This window comes from Neorhizobium turbinariae, from assembly GCF_023223505.1.
Lineage (GTDB): Bacteria > Pseudomonadota > Alphaproteobacteria > Rhizobiales > Rhizobiaceae > Neorhizobium > Neorhizobium turbinariae.
Genome location: NZ_JALPRY010000014.1, coordinates 144,897 through 162,957, shown reverse-complemented (window position 1 = coordinate 162,957; position 18,061 = coordinate 144,897). Strand labels below are relative to the sequence as shown.

Annotated in this window: 19 protein-coding genes and 1 tRNA gene; 7 read left to right on the top strand and 13 right to left on the bottom strand. The window is 60.7% G+C overall.

The window, feature by feature from the left end:
- Nucleotides 1–203 precede the first annotated feature (203 nt).
- The 5 genes from M0654_RS13300 to M0654_RS13280 all read right to left on the bottom strand — a co-directional run bounded on the left by M0654_RS13300 (nucleotide 204) and on the right by M0654_RS13280 (nucleotide 4,818).
- Nucleotides 204–1,721 carry an ATP-binding protein gene (locus M0654_RS13300; protein WP_248683535.1) on the bottom strand — a complete coding sequence of 506 codons (1,518 nt, stop codon included), beginning with the start codon at nucleotides 1,719–1,721 and terminating at the stop codon, nucleotides 204–206.
- A 115-nt stretch (nucleotides 1,722–1,836) separates the two neighbouring features.
- Entirely contained in the window at nucleotides 1,837–2,469 is a 633-nt protein-coding gene (locus M0654_RS13295; protein ID WP_248683533.1) for a LysE family translocator, read from the bottom strand.
- A 62-nt stretch (nucleotides 2,470–2,531) separates the two neighbouring features.
- Nucleotides 2,532–3,329 carry a glutamate racemase gene (gene murI / locus M0654_RS13290; RefSeq protein WP_248683531.1) on the bottom strand — a complete coding sequence of 266 codons (798 nt, stop codon included), beginning with the start codon at nucleotides 3,327–3,329 and terminating at the stop codon, nucleotides 2,532–2,534.
- On the bottom strand, nucleotides 3,313–4,152 hold the full coding sequence (locus M0654_RS13285) for an RNA methyltransferase (protein ID WP_248683530.1): 840 nt from the start codon (nucleotides 4,150–4,152) through the stop codon (nucleotides 3,313–3,315). Before M0654_RS13285 ends, murI begins: the two co-directional genes overlap by 17 nt.
- Nucleotides 4,153–4,287: 135 nt before the next feature.
- Complete coding sequence (locus M0654_RS13280; protein ID WP_248683529.1) at nucleotides 4,288–4,818, bottom strand: hypothetical protein; 531 nt, start codon at nucleotides 4,816–4,818, stop codon at nucleotides 4,288–4,290.
- A gap of 226 nt (nucleotides 4,819–5,044) precedes the next feature.
- On the opposite strand from M0654_RS13280, the gene M0654_RS13275 reads away from it, so the two are divergent.
- The 3 genes from M0654_RS13275 to M0654_RS13265 all read left to right on the top strand — a co-directional run bounded on the left by M0654_RS13275 (nucleotide 5,045) and on the right by M0654_RS13265 (nucleotide 7,464).
- Nucleotides 5,045–6,259, top strand: coding sequence for an NADP-dependent isocitrate dehydrogenase (locus M0654_RS13275; RefSeq protein WP_118849559.1), 1,215 nt, complete (start codon nucleotides 5,045–5,047; stop codon nucleotides 6,257–6,259).
- Between the two features lie 67 nt (nucleotides 6,260–6,326).
- Nucleotides 6,327–6,770: a GNAT family N-acetyltransferase gene (locus M0654_RS13270; protein ID WP_248683527.1), complete on the top strand. Its 444-nt coding sequence runs from the start codon at nucleotides 6,327–6,329 to the stop codon at nucleotides 6,768–6,770.
- Between the two features lie 64 nt (nucleotides 6,771–6,834).
- Nucleotides 6,835–7,464, top strand: a complete 630-nt coding sequence (locus tag M0654_RS13265; protein ID WP_118849557.1) for a glutathione S-transferase family protein — start codon at nucleotides 6,835–6,837, stop codon at nucleotides 7,462–7,464.
- 4 nt (nucleotides 7,465–7,468) lie between these two features.
- Here M0654_RS13265 and M0654_RS13260 read toward each other — a convergent pair whose 3' ends face one another.
- The 4 genes from M0654_RS13260 to M0654_RS13245 all read right to left on the bottom strand — a co-directional run bounded on the left by M0654_RS13260 (nucleotide 7,469) and on the right by M0654_RS13245 (nucleotide 11,945).
- Complete coding sequence (locus M0654_RS13260; protein ID WP_248683525.1) at nucleotides 7,469–8,326, bottom strand: cell wall hydrolase; 858 nt, start codon at nucleotides 8,324–8,326, stop codon at nucleotides 7,469–7,471.
- 197 nt (nucleotides 8,327–8,523) lie between these two features.
- Entirely contained in the window at nucleotides 8,524–10,146 is a 1,623-nt protein-coding gene (locus tag M0654_RS13255) for an ABC-F family ATP-binding cassette domain-containing protein (RefSeq protein WP_248683524.1), read from the bottom strand.
- Nucleotides 10,147–10,229: 83 nt separating this feature from the next.
- Complete coding sequence (gene tig, locus M0654_RS13250; protein ID WP_248683522.1) at nucleotides 10,230–11,720, bottom strand: trigger factor; 1,491 nt, start codon at nucleotides 11,718–11,720, stop codon at nucleotides 10,230–10,232.
- 140 nt (nucleotides 11,721–11,860) lie between these two features.
- Nucleotides 11,861–11,945: transfer RNA gene (locus M0654_RS13245), tRNA-Leu, on the bottom strand.
- Nucleotides 11,946–12,632: 687 nt separating this feature from the next.
- Between M0654_RS13245 and M0654_RS13240 the strand changes: the two genes are divergently transcribed.
- The 3 genes from M0654_RS13240 to trmFO all read left to right on the top strand — a co-directional run bounded on the left by M0654_RS13240 (nucleotide 12,633) and on the right by trmFO (nucleotide 14,723).
- Nucleotides 12,633–12,779 (top strand): DUF1127 domain-containing protein, encoded by a 147-nt coding sequence (locus M0654_RS13240; RefSeq protein WP_118849553.1) that lies wholly within the window; start codon nucleotides 12,633–12,635, stop codon nucleotides 12,777–12,779.
- A gap of 252 nt (nucleotides 12,780–13,031) precedes the next feature.
- A complete protein-coding gene (locus M0654_RS22945) occupies nucleotides 13,032–13,175 on the top strand; it encodes a DUF1127 domain-containing protein (RefSeq protein ID WP_118849552.1) in 144 nt (47 codons plus the stop codon).
- A gap of 138 nt (nucleotides 13,176–13,313) precedes the next feature.
- Nucleotides 13,314–14,723 carry a methylenetetrahydrofolate--tRNA-(uracil(54)-C(5))-methyltransferase (FADH(2)-oxidizing) TrmFO gene (gene trmFO, locus M0654_RS13230; protein ID WP_248683521.1) on the top strand — a complete coding sequence of 470 codons (1,410 nt, stop codon included), beginning with the start codon at nucleotides 13,314–13,316 and terminating at the stop codon, nucleotides 14,721–14,723.
- Here the strand turns inward: trmFO and M0654_RS13225 are convergent.
- The 4 genes from M0654_RS13225 to yajC form a co-directional block, all read right to left on the bottom strand.
- Nucleotides 14,701–15,186, bottom strand: a complete 486-nt coding sequence (locus tag M0654_RS13225; protein ID WP_313791082.1) for a hypothetical protein — start codon at nucleotides 15,184–15,186, stop codon at nucleotides 14,701–14,703. The genes trmFO and M0654_RS13225 overlap by 23 nt on opposite strands.
- Nucleotides 15,187–15,257: 71 nt before the next feature.
- The gene (locus tag M0654_RS13220) at nucleotides 15,258–16,121 is read right to left on the bottom strand and encodes a phytoene/squalene synthase family protein (RefSeq protein ID WP_248683520.1); all 864 of its coding nucleotides are present in this window, start codon (nucleotides 16,119–16,121) and stop codon (nucleotides 15,258–15,260) included.
- A complete protein-coding gene (locus M0654_RS13215) occupies nucleotides 16,121–16,507 on the bottom strand; it encodes an Mth938-like domain-containing protein (protein ID WP_248683519.1) in 387 nt (128 codons plus the stop codon). Before M0654_RS13215 ends, M0654_RS13220 begins: the two co-directional genes overlap by 1 nt.
- 66 nt (nucleotides 16,508–16,573) lie before the next feature.
- On the bottom strand, nucleotides 16,574–16,927 hold the full coding sequence (gene yajC, locus M0654_RS13210) for a preprotein translocase subunit YajC (RefSeq protein ID WP_118849548.1): 354 nt from the start codon (nucleotides 16,925–16,927) through the stop codon (nucleotides 16,574–16,576).
- Between the two features lie 184 nt (nucleotides 16,928–17,111).
- Between yajC and M0654_RS13205 the strand changes: the two genes are divergently transcribed.
- Complete coding sequence (locus M0654_RS13205; protein WP_248683517.1) at nucleotides 17,112–17,981, top strand: ATP-binding protein; 870 nt, start codon at nucleotides 17,112–17,114, stop codon at nucleotides 17,979–17,981.
- The last annotated feature ends 80 nt before the right edge of the window (nucleotides 17,982–18,061 follow it).

Sequence of the window (18,061 nt, the reverse complement as noted above, 5' to 3'; positions counted from 1 at the left end):
TCTCAACAGTTAGACCAGCATGTTCACACAGGCTGGATGGAGGAAACACGCCCTCCTCTGAGATCTTCAAGAAGAACTCTGACAGGCCTCTCACGAAAGCGATCGGAGAAGACCACGGGACATGTCAAATAAAACACCGGGCGTTTCCACCCGGCGTTGGGCGGGTCTTTAGGCCGATGTCCGGCAATTGTCAACAGCGGCTCTCATTCGGCCGCAACGCGCTGCTCACCATCGTCTGGCGCGTCCGCACTGCCAGGCGCCGTTTCGGCCTGCAGGTCGGGAAACGCAACGATGCGCTTGCCGGCAAAATCGGTGTGGACGACGATCAGCCCCTGCTCTTCGAAGTAGCCGAGCAACCGGCGGGCCCGGCGGGCCGAATGGGTGCCGTAAGCACGTGCAATCTTCGCATCGGACGGGCAGACCTCGCCGCAGATCGCGGCCTTCGCCATCATCAGGAACACGCCCTGCAGGTCGTCGGAGACGTTGGCGGAGAGTGACAAGGCGGTCGCCCATGCCTCCCCTGCCGCGGTTTCCGGATCGACGCCTGAGCGTGCGACTGCCGCCCGCCGGCGAAACTCGGACAGTGAGAGCGGAGGCCCCGGCAAGCGACGCATGCGCGCCCGAACCAGGAAATCCTGGTAGAGCACCGAGTCTGTCCGGTAACCCGATTGAGGGTCATCGAGGATTTCGGAGAGGACAGCGCTAAGCCGCTCCTCACGCTCCTCGGCCGTTAGTTCCGGTTGCGCGACGCGCGGTTCCTGCGGTGCTGGCGTTGCCGCCGGCGCCGACCGCGTCAGTTCAGCAAGAATATCCGTTGTCGGGCGCGGCGCCGGCGCATGCCGACGCACCATCACCGGCCGCGTGAATTCTTCCGGATCTGGCGTAAAGATCAAATCTTCGACGTCCTGCGGTGCGTCGGGCAGCGGCATGAGCTTGGGGCTCGATGAGCGCGCGGACGTCTCTACCGGGCCAATCACGATGGGCAACGGGCGCCGCGACAATGCTGGACCGAGGGCTACGAAGTTGCCTCGCTTCAGGTCACGGAACATTTCCGCCTGGCGCCGATCCATGCCGAGAAGATCCGCAGCACGCGCCATGTCGATATCAAGGAAGGTACGGCCCATCAGGAAGTTTGACGCCTCTGCCGCGACATTCTTGGCAAGCTTCGCCAGGCGCTGCGTGGCGATGACACCCGCCAGCCCGCGCTTGCGTCCACGGCACATGAGGTTGGTCATCGCGCCGAGCGACATCTTGCGGGCATCTTCCGAGACATCGCCGCCAACGGAGGGCGCAAACATCTGCGCCTCATCCACCACGACAAGCACCGGATACCAGAAGTCACGATCGGCATCGAAGAGACCGTTGAGGAAGGCGCCGGCAGCGCGCATCTGTTCCTCGAGATCAAGACCTTCCAGCGTCAATACGCAGGACACCCGGTGCTGACGAATGCGGTTAGCGATCCCTGCGAGCTCTGCCTCGGTGCGCTCGCCATCGACCACGACATGTCCGAACTTGTCGGCGAGCGTGACGAAATCCCCTTCGGGATCGATCACCACCTGCTGCACCCACGGCGCCGACTGCTCCAGCAGACGCCGCAGCAGGTGGGATTTACCGGATCCGGAATTGCCCTGCACCAACAGACGGGTCGCCAGAAGCTCTTCGATATCGAGCTTGGCCGGGTCTCCGCCGGACACAATTCCCATATCGATGCCGACTTGCAATGAATGTCCTCGCGTCTTGTCCATGGGCGGTGACCAAGTCACCGCGGGAGCGGCTTCATAACAGAGAAATGGATTCGTTTCGCTGCCTGATCCCGAAAATGCACAGTCTTTCGTGTCAGGCTGTGGCGCGCTTGAAGCCGACCGACAGAAGCCCCGCCCCGATCATCAGCGATCCGCCGGTGCGGTTGACGATGCGCTGCACCTTCGGCTTACGGATGTGATTGCGCGCCATGGCGGCCAGCAGACCGTACAAGGTGGCGTTCAGCGTCGCGAGCGTCAGGAAGGTCGCCTCGAAGATCAACATCTGCATGAAGAGCGGTTTCGTGAGGTTGAGGAACTGCGGAAGGAAGGCCACGAAGAAGACGATGCTTTTCGGGTTCAAGGCAGTCACGGCATAGGCATGGAGGAAGATGCGGAACGGCCTTGCCTCGGCGGTTTCCACGGCTTCTGTGTTCTGCTCGGAGACCGGCGCGCGCCAAAGCTTGATGCCGAGATAGATGAGGTATGCGGCCCCAAGCCACTTCAGGATGGTGAAGAGCATCGCCGATGTCGCCAGCAACGCCCCGAGCCCCAACATGGACGCCGTCATGGCGGTGAAATCGCCAAGCGCCGTACCGGCAACGGTTGCCGAAGCGACCCTGCGGCCGTGGGTCAGGGCATAGGAGATGACGAGCAGGATCGTCGGGCCCGGAATAGCGAGCAGCACCGCGGACGCCGCGACAAAAGCGAGCCAATGTTCAAGTGACATCGAATTCTCTCCAGCGAGTCTTCATCATCAAGCCAGTCTCGCGACGGCGTACCAAGATCAGATTATGTGCGCAGGCCAAATCCCTGCATCAGGCGGCGCGTTGAGAAATCCGGCTGGCCCGAGGTGAAGACGGCAAAGTCATAGTTATCCGGGTGCTCAGCCCCCTCGACCGCCGGCACCTTGCGTCGTGCCTGTCGCGCGATCGCTTCCGCCGGGTCGATCCAATCCACGGGCCAAGGCGCCAGCCGACGAAAGACATTCGCCATGAAGGGATAGTGGGTGCAGGCGAGCACGACGATGTCGGTCTTACGGCCGTCGTTCTCAATGAAGCAGGGCGAAATCTCCGCCATGACCGCCTCATCCGACACCGTCTCGCCCCGGATATAAGCTTCCGACATGCGGGCGAGGTTTTCGGAGCCGACCAGGCGCACATGGCACTGGCTCGCAAAGGACTGGATGAGGTCTCGGGTATAGGCGCGCTTCACGGTGCCAGGGGTTGCCAGCACCGAAACGAGGCCGGAGCGGCTGCGTTCAGCCGCGGGCTTGATTGCCGGCACTGTGCCGACAAAGGTCATGGTGGGAAAGGCTTCCCGCAGATCCGCGCCTGCCAGCGTAAACGCCGTGTTGCAGGCGATGACGCAGACTTCCGGATCGTACTCGGCAAGCAGCTTTTCAAACAGCGTCAGGATGCGGCTGCGCAGCGCCGGCTCCTCCCAGCCGCCATAAGGAAACCCCGCATCATCGGCGACATAGATGAAGCCCCGCTCAGGCATCAGCACGCGCGCTTCGCGCAGAACCGTCAGCCCCCCGATGCCGGAGTCGAACATCAGGACGGGTTTCAGCTCAGGCTTCGGCGTCATCTGCCTTGCTCGTTTCTGCCGCGCTCGGCTCCTGGTCCCCCGGCTTTTCCTGCTTCGGCCAGCGACGCGGGAAACGATCCAGCGAATTGATCACACCGCGAAAGACGCTGATTTCCTGCTCGGTAAAGCCACGCCTTGAGATGACGGCGCGCAGGTTGTCGACCATGCGCGGTTTCTTTGACGGCGGGTGGAAGTAGTTGCGGGCGTCCAGCGCCTCTTCCAGATGCTCGAACAGGCCAAGCACCTGCTCCTTCGTCGAAGGCCGCTGCTCGATTGGGAGAAAGGCTGTTTCGGCAAGATCTTCAAGGCCGGACTTCATCCACTCATAGGACATGAGGAGCACGGCTTGGGCGATATTGAGCGAGGCGAAGGCCGGATTGACCGGAAACGTTACGATCTCGTCGGCCAGCGCAACTTCTTCATTCGTCAGGCCCCAGCGCTCGCGGCCAAAGAGGATGCCTGTCTTTTCACCCGCGCGGAATTTCTGCCGCAGCGTCTCGGCCGCCGTCACCGGCGATCGGACCGGCTTGAAGCCGTAGCGTTCACGGGCCGTCGTCGCATACACGAAATTGAGGTCCTTGATTGCCTCTTCGAGCGTCTCGTAAACCTTGGTGCCGTCGATGACGTGGTCAGCCTTGGAGGCCGCCGACCGCGCCTTTTCGCTTGGCCAGCCATCACGCGGGTTCACGAGCCGCAGTTCCGCGAGGCCAAAATTGGCCATGGCGCGCGCCACCATGCCGATATTCTCGCCAAGCTGGGGTTCGACCAGAATGATGGCCGGGCCTTCGGCAATAAGTTCGCGCTCGCTGTTGGTGCCTGACATGATCGTCCACTTCTGCAAATTGTGCGACCGCAATAGCCCCAGCCCCGGCAGCGCACAACCCTTGGCAGACGAGACAAGCGGCATCGCAGGCCGCCAGCCCATCTGCCGCCTACGCTGCGCAAGCGGTAGAGAGGGTCATTCGCCCTTGGCGATGGACTCCATTTCCTCGATGACGGAATCGCGCTCGTTTTCGACAACCCGGTGAATGTCATCAATCACCGGCCGGCCATCTTCCTCGATAACGTCGAAATGAACCTCGCTGGTGCTGTCCTTTACTTCCGCCTCATCGATGCACGTCCACATCTTGAAGGTCACCGTCACGTCCGTCATGCCATTGGCGGCTGGCGCTGGGTTTATCGCAATGTCCTTCAATGGGCAGCCATCCTGCGAACTGGTGATGACATCATAGCCGAAAGGATCACCCGGCTCGTTGTTCTCCGTGTCATAGGCCGGATGCTTGGATGCCTCCGCATAGGCGGCCTGGAAGCGCTTGCTGAAAAGGCGCGCCAGCGGCTCCTTGTCGAAGATGAACTTCCAGTCGCTTTCGTTGGAATTCCAGTTGTCTTCGGTGACCTTCATCACCTCCTTGACCGGATCGGTGGCGTCGGCGGCCAGCAACATGGTCGAGACAAGAGAAAGCGCGAGGGCGAGCGGCAAAATCCGCATGATCGAGATCCGGTGGTTCGAGAGCGATTGCGCGGACATTAGCCCCGGTTTGTGGTTTGGCAAGGGCAATCGTCAGGCGCGGGCAGAAGGTGGAAATAACCCGCGCCGCGGCAGGATTTTTGGGCCGCGAATGCCTTTGCGTTCCGTGCCCGCGATGCTATAGCGCACGCACCATGTCCACCACGACGGGATCAACGGTCCCGCGACAGACTGTAAGAGGAAACCAATGCAAAAGATCAAGGTAGCCAATCCCGTCGTCGACCTCGACGGCGATGAGATGACCCGCATCATCTGGCAGCTCATCAAGGACAAGCTGATCCTTCCCTACCTCGATCTGGACATTGAATATTACGACCTGTCTGTCGAGAACCGCGATGCGACCAACGACCAGGTCACCATCGACGCCGCCCATGCGATCAAGAAGCACGGCGTTGGCATCAAGTGCGCAACCATCACGCCGGACGAAGCCCGCGTGAAGGAATTCGGCCTGAAGGAAATGTGGAAGAGCCCGAACGGCACGATCCGCAACATCCTCGGCGGCGTGATCTTCCGCGAGCCGATCATCTGCAAGAACGTTCCGCGCCTCGTCCCGGGCTGGACGCAGCCGATCGTTGTCGGCCGTCACGCCTTTGGTGACCAGTACCGCGCCACCGACTTCAAGTTCCCGGGCAAGGGCAAGCTCACCATCAAGTTCGTTGGTGAAGACGGCACCGTCATCGAAAAGGACGTCTTCAACGCTCCGGGCGCTGGCGTCACCATGGCGATGTACAACCTGGACGACTCGATCCGCGAATTCGCCCGCGCCTCGATGATGTATGGCCTGATGCGCAAGTGGCCGGTCTACCTGTCGACCAAGAACACCATCCTCAAGGCCTATGACGGCCGCTTCAAGGACATCTTCGAAGAAGTCTACCAGACCGAATTCAAGGCGAAGTTCGATGAAGCCGGCATCACCTACGAGCACCGCTTGATCGACGACATGGTTGCAGCCGCCCTGAAGTGGTCCGGCGGCTACGTCTGGGCCTGCAAGAACTACGATGGCGACGTTCAGTCCGACACCGTTGCGCAGGGCTTCGGCTCGCTCGGCCTGATGACCTCGGTTCTGCTGACCCCGGACGGCAAGACGGTTGAAGCCGAGGCAGCTCACGGCACGGTTACGCGTCACTACCGCCAGCACCAGAAGGGCCAGGAAACCTCGACGAACTCGATCGCGTCGATCTTCGCCTGGACGCGCGGCCTCGCACACCGCGCAAAGCTCGACGACAACGCCGAGCTTGCCCGCTTCGCCTCGACGCTCGAAAAGGTTTGCGTCGACACCGTCGAATCCGGCTACATGACCAAGGACCTTGCGCTCCTCATCGGTCCGGATCAGCCGTGGCTCTCCACGACGGCCTTCCTCGACAAGATCGACGAAAACCTGAAGGCCGCAATGGCTGCCTAAGGCAACCGAATCTGCTTAGAATGGAACGGCGGGGAGAAATCTCCGCCGTTTTTCTTTGGGAGGTTGCATGGCTATTTCGATCCGTCCGCTTGCCGCATCCGATCGTGCGGAGTGGGAGAACCTCTGGAGGAAATATCTCCAGTTCTACGAAACCACGCTCCCGACAGAACAATACGACATCACCTGGCGGCGGTTGCTAGACCCCGCCGAGCCGATGCACGGGCACGTGGCGTTCGAGAACGACGCGATGGACGGGCTCGTCCACCTCGTCTTTCACCGCTCCACGTGGCTGCCGGACGTTACGTGTTACCTGCAGGACCTCTTCGTTGACGAAAGCCAGCGCGGCAAGGGCACCGGCGAAGCGCTGATCGACGCGGCCGCCGACCTTGCACGCCAGAACAATGCCGGTCCCCTCTATTGGTTGACGCACGAGAGCAACGCGACAGCGCGGAGCCTTTACGATCGCGTCGCTGACCGCTCCGGTTTCATTCAGTACCGCAAGCCTCTTTAGACGCAGATCCAGACCACATATTATCCAGCCATCAAAGGCTTGCTGCCAGCACGGGAGTTTTCAGATGTCCGATGAACTGATTCTCTACACCAACCCATTGTCCCGCGGTCGCATCGCCCGATGGATGCTGGAAGAGATCGGCGTGCCATACCGCGTCGAAATCCTGCAGTTCGGCACCAGCATGAAGGGCGAGGCCTATCGACAGGTCAACCCGATGGGCAAGGTTCCGGCGATCGTCCATGGCAAGACGACCGTGACGGAAAGTGCCGCCATCTGCGCCTATCTGGCCGATGCCTTCCCACGCAAGGGGCTCGCCCCTCCGCCCGCACACCGCGGCAACTACTATCGCTGGATGTTCTATGCCGCGGGTCCGCTGGAGGCTGCCGTTAGCAACCGCGTGCTCGGGTTCGAGGTGCCCAAGGAGCGTGAGCGCATGGTGGGCTACGGCACGTTTTCGGATGTCATGGACACGCTGGAAGCCGCGGTGCGCACCAACTCCTATATCGCCGGCGACACGTTCAGCGCTGCTGATGTCTATGTCGGCTCACAGATCGGTTACGGGCTTCAGTTCGGCACGATCGAGAAGCGACCGGCCTTCGAGCAGTATTTCGGCCGGCTGGCGCTGCGCGACGCTTATATCCGCGCCAACGAGTTGGACAATGCTGCTGCGGCCGAACTCGAAAATCAGGCCTGATTGATCAGGGCGTCTGCTTGATGCCGGCAGCCGGGCGTTTCGCTCCGGTGCTGGTGTCGAAGCGCGGCTCCCAGTCACCCGCCTTGGCGTTCGCCAGGATCAGTTGTGCCGTCGGATCAGCCTTCGCCGGCGCCGCTTCCGTGTAGAGCGTAATCGTCGACGCCGGCTTCTGAACCGGCACAGGCACCTCCGCCGTCAGCACCGATTCGCTGACGGGGATGGAAGCAACGTCAAACTCCTTGCGCCCAATCGATTCCAGCGGATCTTTTGCTTCCTGAACCAGGGCGAGGACATACTCATCTGCCGGCTTCGGCGGCGGTGTCTGGAGCTCACCATCCTTGCCGCGCTTCTCATAGAAGGCGTTGCCGCCCGCCACCGTCACGTAGTGCATGTTGCGGTAGGGGAACTTGAGGCCTGCGGTGTGGAAGAACATCGCGTCTTTCACATCCGGATTGCGCTCGCCGCGGATGATGGCGTCCACCGCTTCGTCGAGCTCGGGATGCGCCGCCGCCTTCACCTCGCGCGTCAGCACGCCCGGTGCAAACTGCTTTTCTTGGCCAACAATGCCGCAGATGGTGGAGGGATAGGCGTCCGACGTCAGGCGGTTCATGATGACTGTGCCAACGGCCAACAGTCCATCGCGGCTGGAGCGCTCAGATTCGAAATACATGGCGCGCTTCATGCAGTCACGGTCGGCGGGGGTGTAGTGGTAAACCTGCTTCTTCTTCGGAATCGGCGTCTGCTTCACCGTCGCGTTCGGGGAGATGGAAGACGTCGTCTGCGCAGATGTGCAGGCTGAAAGAAGCGCTGCTCCCGCGAGCCAAAGAGCCGGCCGCAGAAGATGTTTCGCCTTGGTCGCCATCGCTACCCTCCCCCGTGTAGAAGTTAGTGACCAAACCGATCGCAGTATCGATAACGTGAAATTCGATTCCGATCAAATCGACGTCATCAAAAAACGTCGGGTCGCGCCGCTGGGCACAAGGTGCCTAGCTACTCCCACGCGGTTAACAAAAGGTTAACGACCCGCAACAGCGCCTGAGCTAGTGGTCGAGGCTTGCGTCAGGCTTGCAGCCCGGGTGCTTCGTAACCCGTCCGCTCCACATATTCGGTATAACCACCGTCGTAGCGGTGGATGCCGTCCGGCGTCAGTTCGAGCACGCGGTTCGAAAGCTCTGCCAGGAAGTGGCGGTCGTGGCTGACGAACAGCATCGTGCCTTCGTAATCGGAAAGCGCCTTGATCAGCATTTCCTTCGTGTCGAGGTCGAGGTGGTTCGTCGGCTCGTCGAGCACGAGAAGGTTCGGCGGATCGAACAGCATGGCCGCCATGACGAGACGGGCCTTCTCGCCACCCGAAAGCACGCGGCACTTCTTCTCAATATCATCGCCTGAAAAGCCGAAGCAGCCGGCGAGCGCGCGCAAGGATCCCTGCCCGGCCCGCGGGAACTCCTGCTCGAGCCATTCAAAGACCGTCAGGTCGCCATCCAGCAGGTCCATGGCGTGCTGCGCAAAATAGCCCATCTTGACGCTAGCGCCGATCGAAACACTCCCGTCGTCGGGCTCGGTTGCGCCGGCGACGAGCTTCAGCAGTGTCGATTTGCCCGCCCCATTGATGCCCATGATGCACCAGCGCTCGCGGCGCTTGATCATGAAGTCGAGACCATCATAGATCGTGCCGCTTCCGTATTTCTTGGCAACGCCCTTGAGGCTCACCACGTCTTCGCCGGAGCGTGGCGCCGGCTGGAACTCAAAGGCAACCGTCTGGCGACGCTTCGGCGGCTCGACGCGCTCGATCTTGTCGAGCTTCTTCACCCGGCTCTGCACCTGGGAAGCGTGCGAAGCGCGCGCCTTGAACCGCTCGATAAACTTGATCTCTTTAGCCAGCATGGCCTGCTGGCGCTCGAATTGTGCCTGCTGCTGCTTTTCATTCAGCGCGCGCTGCTGCTCGTAAAAACCGTAGTCGCCGGAATAGGTATTGAGCGAGCCTGCATCGATCTCGATGATCTTGGTGACAATGCGGTTCATGAACTCGCGGTCGTGCGAGGTCATCAGAAGCGCGCCGTCATATCCGCGCAGGAACTGCTCCAGCCAGATCAGGCTCTCGATATCCAGGTGGTTGCTCGGTTCGTCGAGCAGCATGACGTCCGGACGCATCAGGAGAATACGGGCAAGCGCCACGCGCATTTTCCAGCCGCCGGACAGCTTGCCGACATCGCCATCCATCATTTCCTGCGTGAAGCTCAGACCGTCCAACACCTCGCGCGCCCGGCCCTCAAGCCCGTAGCCGTCAAGTTCCTCGTAACGCGCCTGCACCTCGCCGTAACGCTCGATGATCTGGTCCATCTCATCCATGCGGTCGGGGTCGACCATGGCCGCTTCCAGCTCGCGCAGTTCGGCTGCAACGACACTGACGGGGCCTGCGCCATCCATGACCTCAGCCACCGCGCTGCGACCGGACATCTCACCGACATCCTGGTTGAAGTATCCGATGGTGACGCCCTTATCGACCGAAACCTGGCCTTCGTCCGGCAGGTCCTGGCCGGTGATCATCCGAAACAGCGTCGTCTTGCCGGCACCATTCGGGCCGACCAGCCCTATCTTTTCGCCGCGGTTCAGCGCCGCCGACGCTTCGATGAAAAGGATGCGATGGCTGTTCGACTTGCTGATGTTTTCGATGCGGATCATGGCGGCAGGTTCACAAATGGGACGGACAACAAAAAAAGCCGGATCGTTGTCGACCCGGCTTCCTTATTCATAGGGCGTGAAGCTTATTCGGCGCTTTCTTCGGCAGCCTTCTTCTTGGTTGCCTTCTTCTTCGGAGCGGCCTCTTCGCCTTCAGCAGCTTCTGCAGAAGCTTCGGCCTTGGCCTTCTTCGGCGCAGCCTTCTTCTTGGCAGGCTTTTCGGCGGCGGCTTCGGTGCTTTCCTCGTCGTCAGCCATCAGCTCTTCCTTGCTCACGGTCTTGTCGGTGACCTTGATCTCGGAAAGCAACTTGTCGACAACCTTCTCTTCGAAGATCGGTGCGCGCAGCGAAGCGGAAGCGCCAGGCGTGTTGCGGAAGAAGTCGAGAATTTCCTTCTGCTGGCCCGGGAACTGCTGCAACTGTGCGTAAAGTGCGCGCTGCATTTCTTCTTCGGTCACTTCGACGCCGGCCTTTTCGCCGATTTCGGAGAGAACGAGGCCGAGACGAACGCGACGCTCAGCCAGCTTGCGGTATTCCGCACGAGCTTCTTCTTCCGTCGTGTCTTCGTCTTCGAAGGTCTTGCCCGACTGCTGCAGATCGGTGTTGATCTGGCGCCAGATGTTTTCGAATTCCGCGTCGACGAGGCTCTGCGGGGTTTCGAACTGGTACATGCCGTCGAGCTGGTCGAGGATCTGACGCTTCACCTTCTGGCGGGTCAGGTTGCCGTACTGGCTTTCGATCTGGCCGCGAACGATTTCCTTCAGGCGATCAACCGATTCGATACCAAGCTTGGAAGCCAGTTCATCGTTGATTTCGAGAGCAGACGGAGCAGCCACTTCCTTGACGGTGATGTCGAAGGTGGCTTCCTTGCCGGCCAGGTTCGCAGCCGGATATTCAGCGGGGAACGTGACAGTGATCTGCTTTTCGTCGCCAGCCTTGACGCCGACCAGCTGGTCTTCGAAGCCCGGGATAAAGCGGCCGGAGCCGAGCACCAGTTCGGCATCTTCAGCAGCGCCGCCATCAAAGGCTTCGCCGTCAACCTTGCCGAGGTAGTTCATGGTGACGCGGTCGCCGTTTTCAGCCTTGCCGTCCTTCGTTTCGAAGGTGCGGGCGCTTTCGGCAATCTTTTCGATCTGCTCGTTGACTTCCTCGTCGGAAACTTCAACGACTTCGCGAACAACCGAGATACCGTCCGTGGACTGCAGCTCGATCGGCGGAATTACTTCGTAGGACAGGGTGAATTCGAAGTCAGCCTGTGCGTTGAGGATCTTGTCGGCTTCCGCCTCGTCCTCGGTCATCGAAATGGCCGGCTGCGTCGCAGACTTTTCGCCGCGCTCTGCCAGGATCTTGCCCGGACGGTCACGAACGATCTCGTTGACGAGGTCAGCCATGATCGACTTGCCGTACATCTTCTTCAGATGCGCAACCGGAACTTTGCCCGGACGGAAACCATTGATGCGGACCTTATCCTTCGCGTCGGCGAGGCGAACGTTGAGCTCCTGCTCCATCTCCTGCTTGGGGATAACGACCTTAATTTCGCGCTTCAGCCCTTCAGCGAGCGTTTCGGTAACCTGCATTTTCAAACCTTCATATCGTGGCGGCGGTGCTCGACAGCCAGTGTTTCAAGAGCACAACGCCGGAACTTCAAAGAGACCAGCCGCGGCTTCGCGGAGCGCATGTCTAAGCCGAAAGCGGCTCCGACCGCGCTCGACAGTTCTGGTGCGGGTAGAGAGACTTGAACTCCCACGCCTTGCGGCACCAGAACCTAAATCTGGCGTGTCTACCAATTTCACCATACCCGCGCCCCGACAGCGTCGAAAATCCTCGCGACGAGGCCTTCCGGAGCGCGCGTCTCTATAACACCCGTTTTGGCCCACGCAAAGGGAAAATGAAGCTTTCTTAAGACCAGTGATTTTCGCGATGATCCGAACAGAAAATCGGCATCTTGCCGCGTTGCTGATCGCAGCGCGTCCGGCGCGCCGTTAACATTCAATTAAAATCTAATGTATATGCTCCTGACCTAACAATATGCAGCTTCCCCTTCGCTGCATGACTTGCCCAAGGATGTTGCAACCTCCCGCCGGTTTGGGCGAATGCACATTCAGCAGGTTTCGGCGGGAACGAAGCGGGGCGCTGACGGTTCATGGTGGGAAGCTCACCATAACTGCACAACCGAATTCGACATGCGCACCCTCCTCCCAGCGCCTGTCGACAAGACCGACGAGCCTCCTCTTCCAAATCGTCGGTCAACATAACGACGCCCGCCGGACCTCCTCCCCCGGTGGGCGTTGTTGTTTCTGCTCCCACCGAACCATCCCGCTTAATTCCTGCGCAGTTTGCGCGCATCAATGTCATCGCAATGCGTGGCGCGCATAGGTGGCATACCGAATGCTCGCTTTTACTTCTTCGCGCGGCAACATATATCCCGCTCATCAAATCGAGTTCGGCGCAACCGCTGCTGAACAAGGGCTTCGAGAAGGATCAAGACCATGAACTTTGCCAAGAAAATCAACGACTGGCGCAAGTACCGCGAAACCATCAACGAACTCGGCCGCATGAGCGACCGCGAGCTTTCGGACCTCGGCATCGGCCGCGCTGACATCCGTCGCGTTGCACGTTCGGCTGTTGGCTTCTAAGCCACTTCCGGCACCTACCGAACTACCCCAAAAGCGCTCCATTCGGGGCGCTTTTCGTTTTTGCAGACCGGGTTAGCCGACACGCGACGAATGCTCGTTTTTCAGCCTCCGCCTTCTTTATCATCATCATCCTGCATAAATGCATAGCAGTCGCACATTTTTCGCACTGCAATATCCATCATGGACGCACTATATCAAGCTCATCGCTGATGACGATGAGAGCATCAGGACAAAGATCTTGAGGAAACGACCATGAACCCGCTCCGCATTGCAAAGAACTGGATCAGCTACCGCCGCACGATGAACGAACTGGGCAACCTGTCCAACCAGGCGCTCAACGACATCGGCCTGACCCGCTACGACATCCGTAGCATTGCTGCCCGTTCCTATCGCTAAGCGGCTGCCGCGTACCTGCGGCGCCAGCAATACCTGCATGTCGAAGGCACCCTCGCGGTGCCTTTTTGATTCGGGGAAACTCGTGTTCCCATGCCTTAGGCGTTTGCGTCGCAAGGCGGCCATGATAATGACGCGCCCATGAGCACCAATACCTATTCCCCCATCCATGTTATCGGCGGCGGACTCGCCGGTTCCGAAGCGGCCTGGCAGATCGCATCAGCCGGCGTTCCGGTCGTTCTTCATGAAATGCGCGGCGTGCGCGGCACGGATGCGCACAAGACCGATGGGCTTGCAGAACTCGTCTGCTCCAACTCCTTCCGCTCCGATGATGCAACCGCCAATGCCGTTGGCGTGATCCATGCCGAGATGCGGCTAGCAGGTTCGCTGATCATGGCGTCGGCCGACCGCAACCAGGTGCCTGCCGGTGGTGCACTTGCGGTCGATCGCGACGGTTTTTCCGATGCCGTGACCGCAGCGATCCAGAACCACCCGCTGATCACGGTTGTTCGTGAAGAAGTGCAGGGCCTGCCACCACGCGAATGGGACCTCGCCGTCATCGCGACCGGCCCCCTCACCTCGCCGTCGCTCGCGGCCGCCATCCAGGCTGAAACAGGCGAGGATCACCTCGCCTTCTTCGACGCCATCGCGCCGATCGTGCACCGCGATTCCATCGACATGGACATCTGCTGGTACCAGTCGCGCTATGACAAGGTTGGCCCCGGCGGCACGGGTAAGGACTATATCAACTGTCCGCTCGACGAAGAGCAGTACAATGCCTTCATCGACGCGCTGATCGCAGGCGACACCGTCGGCTTCAAGGAATGGGAAGGCACCCCCTATTTCGACGGCTGCCTGCCGATCGAAGTCATGGCCGAGCGCGGACGCGAAACCCTGCGCCACGGTCCGATGAAGCCGATGGGCCTGACGAATGCGCATAACCCGACCGTCAAGCCATATGCCGTCGTGCAACTGCGCCAGGACAACGCGCTCGGCACGCTCTACAACATGGTCGGCTTCCAGACGAAGCTGAAGTATGGCGCACAGGCCGAGATCTTCCGGATGATCCCCGGCCTGCAGAACGCGGAGTTCGCGCGTCTCGGCGGCCTGCATCGCAACACCTACATCCACTCGCCGATCCTGCTCGACAAGACACTCACCCTGAAGAGCCGCCCTGGTCTTCGGTTCGCCGGTCAGATCACAGGCTGCGAAGGTTATGTGGAAAGTGCTGCGATCGGCCTGTTGGCTGGTCGCTTTGCGGCTGCGGAACGCAAGGGCGAGGCTCTGTCCGCGCCGCCGGCGACCACCGCGCTTGGCTCGCTCCTTGGTCACATCACCGGCGGGCACCTCGTATCCGACGATGAGCCGGGCAAGCGGTCCTTCCAGCCGATGAACGTCAATTTTGGGCTTTTCCCGGACCTCGAACCCGGGTCGATCGTCAAGCCGGAAGGCGTCAAGCGCTTCCGCGGCAAGGACAAGACGATCATGAAGCGGCAGTTGCTCTCAGCGCGCGCCTTGAAGGACTGCGCTAGCTGGCTGGGTCGGAACTGAGGCCTGCCGCTGGGGCGCCTTCTCCCTCGTCGCGTTCAGCGATCGCCACGTAATTGTCGAGCAGCCAGAGCGAGACTTCGGCTGCTTCCTTTTCCGTATCGAAAACGTAGGTGCCGCTCTGTGTCGGCGAGTCGAGGAACTCAACGGTAAAACCCTTCGCCGACGTCAGCGGCTGAACCCGTACGCGACCCGGATGGATCAGGTGGCACGCGAAGTGGTTGCGGTGGCTTTTCATGAAGCCGGCCTTGTTGCCGTGCAGGCGCACGAAGATGGCGCCACCATCGGCAGTGACATGCAGGCTGCGAATGGCTTCGTTGGGAAAGGCACGGCCAAATTCCAGGATCGCGAGGCCGGGATCGTAGCGGCTGCCGTCCTCATCACGCCCGGAGGAAAGGCGGCGAACGTAGTACACAACCGCCATGACAAGCACGATGATGATCGACCAGACGACGATGGGGCTCAAACCGCTTCTCCCGAATCTAGGTTCGCGATTGATGTCTTAAGCCTCCAGCCTTGCGCGAATGTGGCGTCGCTTTAGAAGCGACGGGTGATGGACGCCTTCAGAAGCACAAGCTGCCGGCGCCATTGTGGTGCTTGCAGCGGCTGTTCATAGACAGCGGCACCCAGTCGACTTGCGCGCTTCAGCACCAATTCCACCAGTGAGACCGGGAGGTAGGCCGGGAAGACTGAAGGCGGCACAGGCGCGGCCTTGCGGGCTTTCACCAGGTGCTCCTGGCCAAGCCCGGCGAAAGCTTCAACCGCAGCGGAAACCCTTGCACGATCGTCGGCCTTCAGGAAGCTGTCGCGGTCGAGCCCGGTCGCCGACAGGATGTCGAGCGGCAGGTAAACCTGGTGACGGCTTCGGTGGATGGGCATCAGAAGCAGTGCGCCAGCGACTGCCTGCGCCACCCCGGCATGGCCTGCTGCTTCCGCAGATTTGACTGCGTCTTCGGGAGACAGGATCAGGCTTGCAAGTTGGATCAGCGCCGAAGCCGTCTCGCCGGAATAACCTTCGAACGAATTCCGGTCCGGCAATGGATCATCGTAAAGATCCATGATCCGAGCTTCGATCATGTTGACCAGCGTCTGGCGCGGCAGGTTGAATGTCTCGACCGCCGTTAGCAGCCCTGCCGCAACGGGGTTGCCGGTGCTTTCCCCCTGGGCATTGCCTTCCAGCAGGTCGCGCCACCACTGAAGGCGGATTTCCCCCGGCAGCGGTTCGCGCACCACGTCACGGACGCGAGCGATCTCGGCGTTGAAGGCATAGAGCGCCGCCAGGTGCGGCCGCTTGTCGGCAGGCGACAGGAGGCAGGCGAGATAGCGGTCACGATCCATCTCCCGCAGCATCGAGAGGCAAATATCCTGTGACGGTGCCGGAGAATTTGTGGTGTTTGCCATCAGACGGCGATCAGGGCAGCAGCAACGGCGCGGGATTCGGCGAGCATGATATTGAACGTGCGCACGGCCGCGCCGGTGCTCATCGGGTCGGACGAGATGCCGCGCTCCTTGAGCGCCGCCTTCAGATCCGCGGGAATCGGCCGCATGTTTTCGCCGGTACCGACCAGCAGGACTTCGATCCCGTCTGCCTCCGCCAGCACCTTGGCGAACGCCTCGACGGTGAGCGCCTCGCCTTCCTGAAGCTCCCAGCCATGAATTCCGGACGGGAGACACAGAAGCGAACCGCGGTGCGACATGTCGGCAAACCGAAAGCCGCCATTGCCGTAAGCATCGATGGGGGCCTGCCCGGGAAAATGGGCGTCACGCATTTCAATGCCTCTGGCCATCAGCGCAGTCCTTGATTTAGAATCGAGCCGCGGTGCTGCGGCTCGATCATGTAGCTTCAGACGGTATCAGGCCTTGGCAGCAGTGTCGGCCTTGACCGGCTCGCCCTTGACCCGAACTTCCGCGATATAGGCACGCATGGCGCGGATCTTTACGCCGTCGGCGATTTCGACTTCCAGTTCGTTGTCATCCACGACCTTCGAAACCTTGCCCGTAATGCCGCCGCCCAGAACAACCTGGTCGCCACGACGGATGTTGGCAAGCGTTTCAGCGCGCTTCTTCTGCTGGGCGCGCTGCGGCCGGATCAGGAAGAAATACCAGACCACCATCAGCGGCGCGAAAAGGAAAAGCATTTCGAGGCCGGAGCCAAATGCAGAAGGTGCTGCACCCGGGGCCTGGGCAAATGCTTCGGTAATGAACATCGAGAACTCCTAAGATTACCGGAGACGCCGAGCCCCCGTTTCAAGCCGCCGGACTATAATTCCGACCGCCCGGAATGCAACACAAACAGTACCAAATCCACGGCTCCGCGGCTTTTGATGCACAAACGACCATGTTACCGCAGCCAAATCCGCTATCGGGTAAGCAGGACAAGGGAAGAGCATCATGAGCGACGAGACGAACACGCTGATCCTCCAGGAGATCCGCAGGCTTGCTGACGCCGTGGAACGGCTCGCCGGACCGCCGCCAGCCGTAAACGACTGGGGTGCCGCCGACTGCTTCGTCTGGATGCCGTACAACCAGCGCCTCCAGCCCGTCCCTCGGCCCAACCGCGTGGCGCTGTCCCTGATCCGCGGTGTCGACCACGTGCGCGACATCCTTCACGAAAACACGCTGCGGTTCGCAGAAGGCTTCCCGGCCAACAACGTGCTTCTCTGGGGCGCGCGCGGCATGGGCAAGTCCTCGCTGGTCAAGGCTGTGCACGAGGACGTACGCGCGTCGACCAACGTGCCGCTGAAGCTTGTCGAAGTTCATCGGGAGGATATCGCAACGCTGCCTGCCCTTCTCGATCTGCTCAAGGCCTCGGACCAGCGCGTCATCCTGTTCTGCGACGACCTTTCCTTCGACCACGACGATACCGCCTACAAGTCGCTCAAGGCCGCGCTCGACGGCGGTATCGAAGGCCGGCCGGACAACGTGCTGTTCTACGCAACGTCAAACCGGCGCCACCTCCTGCCCCGGCACATGATGGAGAATGAACAGTCGACGGCCATCAACCCGTCGGAAGCAGTCGAGGAAAAAGTCTCGCTTTCGGACCGGTTCGGCCTGTGGCTCGGCTTCCACAAGTGCAGCCAGGAAGATTACCTGACGATGATCGAGGGCTATGCCCAGCACTTCGACCTTGGGCTCGACCAGGAAACCCTGCACGCTGAAGCGCTTGAATGGGCCACGACCCGCGGCGGCCGGTCCGGTCGCGTCGCCTGGCAATATATCCAGGATCTCGCCGGGCGCCTGCGCAAGCCGCTGAAGAAGTAAGCTCGTCAACGTCCCTCTGAAAAGCAAAAAGGTCCGGCATCGCTGCCAGACCTTTCTGCCGTCCCCTTGAAACGCACTAC